The 9,250-nt window shown below is 47.0% G+C and carries 5 protein-coding genes and 1 tRNA gene; 1 reads left to right on the top strand and 5 read right to left on the bottom strand.

Annotation, left to right across the window (positions count from 1 at the left end; all coding sequences use genetic code 11):
* Positions 1-274: 274 nt before the first annotated feature.
* Positions 275-348 (bottom strand) — tRNA-Ala (locus tag WBV75_RS02200).
* A 128-nt stretch (positions 349-476) separates the two neighbouring features.
* Between WBV75_RS02200 and WBV75_RS02195 the strand changes: the two genes are divergently transcribed.
* Positions 477-1,187, top strand: a complete 711-nt coding sequence (locus tag WBV75_RS02195; RefSeq protein WP_424119021.1) for an SDR family oxidoreductase — start codon at positions 477-479, stop codon at positions 1,185-1,187.
* On the opposite strand, the gene WBV75_RS02190 is transcribed toward WBV75_RS02195, so the two are convergent.
* The 4 genes from WBV75_RS02190 to WBV75_RS02175 all read right to left on the bottom strand — a co-directional run.
* Positions 1,188-3,938 carry a PD-(D/E)XK nuclease family protein gene (locus tag WBV75_RS02190; protein WP_424119020.1) on the bottom strand — a complete coding sequence of 917 codons (2,751 nt, stop codon included), beginning with the start codon at positions 3,936-3,938 and terminating at the stop codon, positions 1,188-1,190.
* Between the two features lie 67 nt (positions 3,939-4,005).
* A complete protein-coding gene (locus WBV75_RS02185; protein ID WP_424119019.1) occupies positions 4,006-5,385 on the bottom strand; it encodes an OmpA family protein in 1,380 nt (459 codons plus the stop codon).
* 127 nt (positions 5,386-5,512) lie between these two features.
* Complete coding sequence (gene kbl, locus WBV75_RS02180; protein ID WP_424119018.1) at positions 5,513-6,706, bottom strand: glycine C-acetyltransferase; 1,194 nt, start codon at positions 6,704-6,706, stop codon at positions 5,513-5,515.
* A gap of 3 nt (positions 6,707-6,709) precedes the next feature.
* On the bottom strand, positions 6,710-9,250 hold a 2,541-nt coding region (locus WBV75_RS02175), incomplete at its 5' end, for a UvrD-helicase domain-containing protein (protein WP_424119017.1).

Below are 9,250 nucleotides of genomic sequence, written 5' to 3'. Positions count from 1 at the left end.
GTACTGACCGGAGTAGCTTCGCTGCTCCAGAGTTCCTCCAGTCCTGCAAATGCAATTTTCATTACACTTACAATACCTGACGGCATTGGCGATCCGAAAGATACTAGAGCGCCGGAGTAGCTTCGCTGCTCCAGACTGTATCCAGTCCTGCAAATACAGTTTGCTTCGCCCGAGGCGAAGATGTCTTAAAAGCAGAAAATCTGCTCAAGTGAACTTGGCAGATTTTCTATTTTTAATCCATTATCAAACTGTTTTTGCAAACAGTGAGTGATCGTGGAGAATACCGGAGTCGAACCGGTGACCTCTTGCATGCCATGCAAGCGCTCTAGCCAGCTGAGCTTATCCCCCGAACTAGACCGCAAAAAAAAGACTATTTGGGGAGGTTTCAAAATACAGGCCTTATTTTATGTTCCTGAAATCGCGGATTATTATTTTCGGGCTATTTTAGAGGTCTAAAACTTTAAATTTTAAGTAGGATGGAAGCGTTAAATGGCAAAGTGGCATATATCACCGGGGGTTCTAAGGGCATTGGCCTGGGCGTCGCAAAAGAACTTGTAAAACAAGGGATGTATGTGGCGGTCAGCGGCCGGGGAGCGTCGGATCTCGAAAATGCGGTAGCAGAACTGGGTACTGAGAAGGCCATGGGAATCATCTCTGATGTGACCCGTCTTGAAGATGAGGAATCGGCCGTGGAAAAAATAATAAACCGCTGGGGACACCTGGACGTCGTAGTCGCGAATGCAGGCGTAGGGCATTTTGCGCCCATAGATAAGCTTAAAACTGAAGCGTGGTATCAAATGATGAACACCAATCTAAATGGAGTGTACCACACGCTGATGGCTTCTATGGATGCGTTGAAAGCCTCGAAGGGATACTATATTACCATTGCCAGCCTCGCAGGGACTAATTTTTTTGCCCAGGGTGCCGGGTATAATGCCACAAAATTTGGGGTAGTTGGTTTTACGCAAGCTGCAATGCTCGATCTCAGACCCCATGGGATCAAGGTTTCCACGATCATGCCGGGGTCTGTTTCCACGCACTTCAACAACCATTCTCCGTCCCCCAAGGACGCCTGGAAAATTCAACCCGGGGATATCGGCCATCTGGTCCGGGACCTGCTTCAGATGCACCCCAGGACCCTGCCCAGTAAAATTGAAGTTAGGCCCACGCGACCTGATTTAAAATAATCATGTTTCGTTTTCCCGGGGCATTATAGGAATCTCAGGGTTGAAGAGTTCAACCACGAGGGATTTGAGTATATCCTCAAACCGGTTGAGTACTTCGGGGGTAATCATTTCGTCCTGCTTGTTATGGGCCGTTTTAAAGCCAAACCATTGAAAACCTGCCCCCATCCGCTTAAAAGAAAACACACCGGCCTTAAATCCGGAAGGGGGAAGGGGCATTTCCTCCTGTAACAGCCAGGCGTAACACAATACCTGAAAGGCCTTGGATTTCCCGGGATCCTCAGAAAGGGTAACCCAGTCTGCGATCCTTAGATTTGAAGGTTCCACACGTCCTGTTTTGTAATCGATGATCTGCAGATCTCCATCGACGGTTTCAATCCTGTCTACTGTGCCTTTGATACGAACGGTACCCGGACAACCGGGAATGTCACCCAGTTCCCGAATCAGTTGTTTTTCTACTCCCAGTATCCGTACTTCCTGCCGGGTAATGCGCTTCCCTTCCAATTCGAGGAATAGATCGAGGTATTTTTCCATCACCCTGAGTGCCATCAGGTTTTTCCCCAGGAGATTACTCCCTTTGAGGTAGTGTTTATCAAAGGCTTCACGCAGAACTTCCCGGACCGCAGTTTTCATTTGGGCGATATGATGGGGTAGAAGGATTTCTTCTAAATAGGGGAGGTAGAGCTTTTCAAGGGTCTCATGAATGACGTTTCCGAAAGTATTGGGGGCGATGGTTTCTTCCAGTTCCAGGGTATCGCGAATGCCCAGGATGTTTTTCCTGTAAAACTCAAGGGGATCCTGAATATAGCGGCTGAGCGAAGTCGGGGAGAAGGCATTGGAGGCTTTTAAGGCGAGAAGTGCCAAAAGGGACGGGCTCTTATGAACTACTTTTGAAGGCGCCGGGGCAATTCCGGATTCCGGTGCCGCCAGATTACTCTGGACCGACCCGGATGTAACGGGATCGTTGCGCAGTTGATGTATGAACCGGCTGGGTTCGCCTCCATTCAAGACATCCGGTTCCGTATTGTATAAGAGGTAAATATTTTTTGCCCTTTGCAGGAGTCGGTAAAAGTGGTAGGTGTATACTGCATCCTTCTCTTTATAGGTTGGAAGGTCGAATTCTCGCTTGACCTCAAAGGGAATAAAAGAGTTATTTGATTTACCTGCGGGGAGTACTCCCTCATTAACAGAAGTGATGATCACAGTTTCAAAGTCGAGGCAACGGGATTCCAACATCCCCATAACCTGTAATCCTTCGAGCGGTTTTCCTTCAAAATCGAGAGTGTCCTCTTCCAGGAGTTGTTCATACAACATAAAAAGCGACGAGGTATCTGTGAGAAAGGGATACGTCTGATGTAACTCGGAGAGCTGGTTGAACAAAAGGTAAAAGTGTCTGAGGAACTCCAGGTTGACCGAATCCTGTGAATTCAGGTAAAGGCTCTGAAGCGCTTCCAAGAGCGCAATAAAACGGGAAATTAACGCTCCGGGATCAGGACTGGGTTGTACAGACAATAGCTGGCGGAGCGCTGCGGGAAACCCTAGCTTTTCAAAATCCGCATCGCCGAGATACGGTTTATTCTCCCGAACCATTCGTCCGGAAGCGGTGGAATGGGCAAACCCCAGGTTTAAGAACCACTCCTGTAGAAAGGGATTGGAAAAAAGGACTAAAACCTTCTTTGTAGCAATCCCTTTCCGACCTTTTTCTTTGAAAATCTGAAAAAATATGCTGAAAAGGTGTGCGAGGGAACTATCCTTTAATGGATAGCCCATGGTAATGTTTACCCCATTTAAAGATTCGGGTAGGCTGTGAAGTATTGGGTTTAGGAGGGTTTCATCCCCAAGGATCAGTGCGGTATTATCAAGTGCTTTTTCTTTTTCAAGAATATCCCCAACCAGGCCCCCGGCGAATTTGGCCTGGGCAATATTTTTTGGCAGACCGGTTATTTGAATGTTTTTGGCAGCATCAAAGAAATGATTCACACCTTTTGGGGCATTGTTTTTCAGATAGTCCCAGGATTTGAAGTGCGACCTTAGGAAGTACCCGGCATCATGCACCTGATTTTCGAGGTAATAGGAATCTGCATCCCAGAATATGTCCGCTTTCCCATGTTTGAGAATTTCGCGGATAATGTATTCCTCAGAGGCATTCAGGGCGTTGAATCCTGCAAAGATGTGGTAATAGGAGGCATTGTGCTCGAGATAGTTACTGACCTTTGTGGTGGCCTTCCGGTAGACTTGCCCCTGATACCCAAGGCCTTCTTTCTCGAGGCGCTCCCGAAACCTGTTATAAATGGGTAAAAGGGATTTCCAGAATTTTACCTGTTTGTCGATGAGCGGAGTGGAGGTGCCCTCCGGCGTCCAGTGCCTGATTTCCTGTAAAGATCCCAGGTAATCAAAGAATTCATTGGTATTGACCAGATACCTGTCAATTTCATTGAAATCCTGCAACAGCATTTGGCCCCACCGACTGAAATCGTAAAAGGATTCCTTTTGCAGGCCTTCTTCCCCTAAATACGCCGCATACAGGTCGAACATCAACCGGGTTGCAGACGCATACCGGATTTCAGAAATCTCTTCGACAAACGACTCTATACTCAGTATTCGGGGTGCGAAGGAAGGTTCTGTTGATTTTTGGGCAATGAGGTTTTTGAGAAAAAACCCGGCCCTTTTGCTCGGTAGCACAAAGAGGCATTGATCCGGAGTTTCCCGCCAGCCATCGAACTCCGCCAAAACCGATTCCAGAAATGTGATCACAGCCTAAAAGTAAAAAAAAGCCCCGGCATTACTGCCAGGGCTTTTTAAATATCAGAAGGTTTACTTCTTAGTTATTCGGAGTCTCTCCGTGGATTTCAACCCTACGGTTCGTTCTTCTGCCTTCGCTTGTGCCATTGTCGGCGATTGGGCGCTCTTCACCATATCCTACAGCAGACATCTTATCTGATGGGATGCCTTTTCCGATCAGATAGTTCATCACTGATTGGGCACGTCTTTCAGAGAGCTGCTGGTTGTATTCAGCCCTTCCTGAGCTATCGGTGTGACCTTCAATTCGGAAGTCGATATTTGGATAATCATCCAGGATGTCTGCGATGTTATCCAGAACGGCTTCAGACTCTTTCTTAATGGTAGCCTTGTTCAGGTCGAAGAGAATGGTCTTAGCGTAATCCAGAAGTGCTTTCCGAACTGCTTCCGTTACTTCAGGACAGCCATTATTGGCTACAGTTCCTACGAGGTCTGGGCAAAGATCATCTTTATCCGGAACACCGTCACCGTCGCGATCTGGCCAAGGGCATCCGTTGTTTTCAACAGGACCTGCCTCATTTGGACATTCATCATCTTTATCGGCAACACCGTCTCCGTCAGCATCAGGACAACCGGCCAGTGCAACGAGACCCGGAGTGTTAGGACAGGCATCGTCTTTGTCGATTACCGTGTCTCCGTCAGAATCAGGACAACCGTTGTATTCTGCTGGTCCGGGAGTGTTAGGACAGGCATCTTTAGAATCTTCGATACCATCTCCGTCGGAATCAGGACAACCGTTGAAAGCTTCAAGACCGGGAACTTCAGGACAGGCATCGTCTTTATCGTAGATACCGTCACCATCGGTGTCAGTTCCTCCGAAGCGGATAGAAATACCAGCCATGTGCTGGAAGTGGGTTACCCCATAATCTTCAAAAGTATGTTTGTAGGAAGATTGTACGGTAGCACCTAACCAGTCATTAAACCAGTAGTTGAATCCAAGCCCACCATTAACGGTTCCGGCCCCGATCTCATCTACCCATGTGTATCCCCCACCGATCTCGATAAACGGATCGAAACGTTTTCCTCTGAGGAAAGCGTATTTAATAGCTCCATCAACAGCATAGTGCGAAACGTCGTCTATCCTGGTGTCTCCTAATTTGTCGATTCGGTTCAGGGAACCTCGGACACCAACGGAGAATCCATCACCTACATAACGAGATAATCCCAGGTAGGAAACGGATGGCAGGATGTTCCAGTGGTCGTTTGCGTTAAAATACTCATCAAACAAACCCCCTGTTTCGTAGCTAGGAAGGAAAGAAGCAGGATCAGAATTTGTTGGAAAAACATCAATAGCGTTAATTCCAATTGTGAACTGCCACGGATTATCCTCATCCTGAGCTTGAATGTTGTTGACTCCTAAGAGAATAAGAGCAACAACTAATAATCTGCAAAGCTGTTTCATGTTCAAATTTTTAAGTTTAAGTGTTTATCAGACGCAAATGTAAGTTGTTAAGAATTATTAACAAAATCAATTTCCTATTTTTTGTTGCAATATTCGACGTCGTTATACCTTAATATATAAGTAATCTTTAAATGACCTTTAGTTCTTTACCGACTTCAGTAAATGCGGATATGGCCCTGTCCAGATGCTCCCGGGTGTGGGCGGCGGACAGTTGAACGCGTATGCGTGCTTTCCCTTTAGGTACTACGGGATAGAAAAAACCGATGACGTAAATCCCTTTTGCTAAAAGCGAATTGGCCATATCCTGAGAGAGTTTTGCGTCATAAAGCATAACAGGTACAATCGCGGAATCACCATCGATAATATCAAAACCTGCTGCTTTCATCCCCTTTTTAAAATACGAGGTATTCTCATCCAGTTGCTTTTTCAGGCTGTTGTCGTGCTTTAAAATATCAAAAACCTTTAGGGAAGCTCCTACGATAGCGGGAGCCAGGGAGTTCGAAAACAGATACGGGCGGGAACGCTGTCTGAGCATTTCGATGATTTCTTTATTTCCGGTCGTATAGCCACCCATGGCACCACCCATTGCTTTTCCAAGGGTTCCTGTAATGATATCGACGCGCCCCAGCACTCCTTTTTCCTCCAGGGTCCCAATTCCGGTTTCCCCGATAAATCCCGTGGCATGGCATTCATCGATCATCACCAGGGCATCGTACTGTTCGGCCAGGTCACAAATGTCGTCCAGGGGAGCCACAAGGCCATCCATCGAAAAGACACCGTCGGTAACAATAAGTTTAAACCGGGCTCCATCTTCCCCTGCTTGTTTTAACTGGGCTTCCAGGTCCTGCATGTCCCCATTGGCGTACCGGTATCTTTTGGCTTTGCATAAACGGACTCCGTCTATGATGGAGGCGTGGTTCAGGGCGTCTGAGATAATGGCATCTTCAGGACCGAGCAGGGGTTCAAAAACCCCTCCATTGGCATCAAAAGCGGCAGCGTAAAGGATCGTATCCTCTGTGCCGTAAAATTCTGCAATACGCTGTTCCAATTGCTTATGGATATCCTGGGTCCCGCAGATAAAGCGTACGGAGGACATCCCAAATCCGTGACTATCCAGCGTGTCTTTGGCAGCCTGAATGACTTCGGGATGAGCCGAGAGACCCAAATAGTTGTTCGCACAAAAGTTCAATACTTCTTCCCCGGTAGAAATCTTAATGACCGGTCCCTGGGGGGAGGTGATGATGCGTTCTTCTTTAAATAAACCTGCCTTTTTTATTTCTTCGAGTTCCTGCTCCAGGTGTGCTTTGATCTTTCCGTACATAGGTTATATAAATTCCGGTGTTATTAAATTTTCACTGATATAAACGATGACAGCGGCCTGGACAACGTACCCCATGGCCTGAATGGCCTCCCGGTACGCCCGTATCTGCATCCTGTGCTTCTCGTCCATCCGTCCTGTTTTATAATCCATAATCACGGCCTTCCCATTTGGGAAAACCAGACGATCGGGGCGTAAAATTACCCCATTTTTTAAAAAGATCTCCTGTTCATTTAAAACCCGTACGCCGGGTTCAAAAAAAGGAGACAACCGCGGATGTCCTACGACGCTTTCCAGACGCTGTTTAAGGATGGCGGACTCCCCAGTGCGTATCACCCCTTCTTCAATGAGCCGTGAGATAGCTTTTTCGACATCCGAAGCGTGGATGACCAGGCTGAGCGCATAGTGCAGGATGTTCCCGTACTCCATCGCCTGCGCCTGTTCTGTGTCCCGATACTTTTCCGGATGGCTTACCAGCTTCAGAGAGATTCGATCCCGGGCGGTATAACGATAAGATACAGGGATTTTCAGAGGACTCTGTTCGGAGACGTGATTCGGATCCAGGGCCCCGAAGGTGTAGACCGATTTGGAATCCACCCAAAGTCCTTTATCGGACAAGTAACGAGCGTAGATTTCTCCATAAGTCCTGGGTTCTTGTACCCCCGGCTTTTTCCCGGGGTCTTTACTGATGACGTATAAGGCTTTAATCGCCCGGGTATGGGCCACGTAAAGGAGGTTGTAGGCGTCCAGCTCCAGCTTTTCCTGCTCTTCCGAATAACGCTCAGGAGCAGGGGGGTCATAATTTAAGAGGGTTTTCTTTTTACTCACCAGGACAGCACTAAAACCGTTGTATTGCTCCGGGTTTACCGGCAACCATAATTTCGGATCTTTTTCATAGTAGATCTCCGAATTCGCAAAAGGGAAGAGGACCACTGGAAATTCCAAACCTTTAGATTTGTGGACCGTCATCAGGGTTATGGCGTTAAACCCTTCCGGTGCACTTATACTAAGTTTTTCTTCTTTGATTTTCCAGTACTCCAGAAAGGTTTGTATGGAAGGATCACGGTTTTGACCGATTTCATGAATGAGGTCCATCAGAAAAATAAGATAGGCATCTTTCTGACCGCCCAGGTCGAACTGGCGAATCGCATTTTCAACCACTTCATACACAGGTCTTAAGCGGTTTTGGCCTGGATAAAAATGGTAGGAGGACAATACTTCATCAATCGCATCCAGGTGTATTTGTATCCAGTGGTGTCGATCCTCTTGCGCCACACTGAGATATAAGAGCAGGTCAAAAATGTGGTTTTTATCTTCCGGAATCAGCAAATGTTTCAGGAGGGTAATCACAAATTGTACCCCGGGATGGTTCCTTAGCAATAAGGTCTCCGAAGAGCTGACGGGAATTCCCTCCTGCATCAAATGCTGTGAAATCATTACACCGTCTTTACCACGGCGTGTGAGAATACAAATATCCCGGTACGTATACCCCTTGTTAATAAGATCCTGAATAATCGCGTGGGTACGTATGGTATAGAGTTCATTCTGATTTTCTGCATCCGGGGGGATAAACTCCAGGTGTACCAACCCCTGAGAATCGTGATGGTACTCCTGCCTGTTGCCTTTGAGGAAAAGGTCTGAATAGGCCTTTCGGTTCATGAAGGCACTGATGTGACTAAAAAACGCATTGTTGAATTGAACAAGGGGTTTGTGGCTGCGGAAGTTTTTTGGGAGGGGCTGGTTTTCGGCCAGAACCGGAAAAGGATTCTCTACTCCATTGATCAGGTTCAAAAATTGCTCTGCCTTTCCACCTCTCCATCTGTAAATAGCTTGTTTTGCGTCCCCCACAAGGACAACTGACCCTTTCGCCCCCTGGTCGAATTCCCCTTCGATCGCATTGCTGACAAGGGGTACCAGATTATTCCACTGAAGCTGGGAAGTGTCTTGGAATTCGTCGATAAAATAGTGCTGATACCGCTCCCCCAGACGCTCATAGATATAGGGCGCGGGTTCGTCTGCTATTCCTTTGGCGATGGTCGTATTAAAGGCAGCTATGGGAAGGTACCCCTCCTCAATCCGAAGATTTTTGAGTTCTTGTTGCAGCAACCCCAAAACCGCGAAAGGAGCGATATTTTTGTAGGCATTAGCCATAAAGTCCCGATGGTGCAACCCCTGCAGGATTTTTTGAAAAAGAATGGCGAAGGCAGGTACCTGCCCATCCATAATTTGCTTTTTAGAAGGGGAAACCCTTCCCGGGTATAGCGGTTTGGATCCAAATTCCTCAATCCATTTGGAGTCCGTATTGAGATCGAATTGGCCTTCTGAGATTTTCAGGATAAAATTAGGAAAGGACTTTCTTGAGAAATCTGAAAACTCCAAACCATTCGACTCGATTTGTTCCAGGATTTCCTTCGCGGTATTTCGGAGCATTTTTTCCGTTTCATTGCCATAGTTTCGCAGGGTTTTTTTGAGCTGAAGAAAGTCTTCTATTTTCTTCTCTGAAAACACCTCCAATGCCTGGTAATGGGTTTCTTCAAATAGGAGCCT

This window comes from Robiginitalea sp. (assembly GCF_049588695.1).
Classification (GTDB): domain Bacteria; phylum Bacteroidota; class Bacteroidia; order Flavobacteriales; family Flavobacteriaceae; genus Robiginitalea.
The sequence above is the reverse complement of the archived record's forward strand: the minus strand, read 5'-3'. Positions and strand labels throughout refer to the sequence as shown.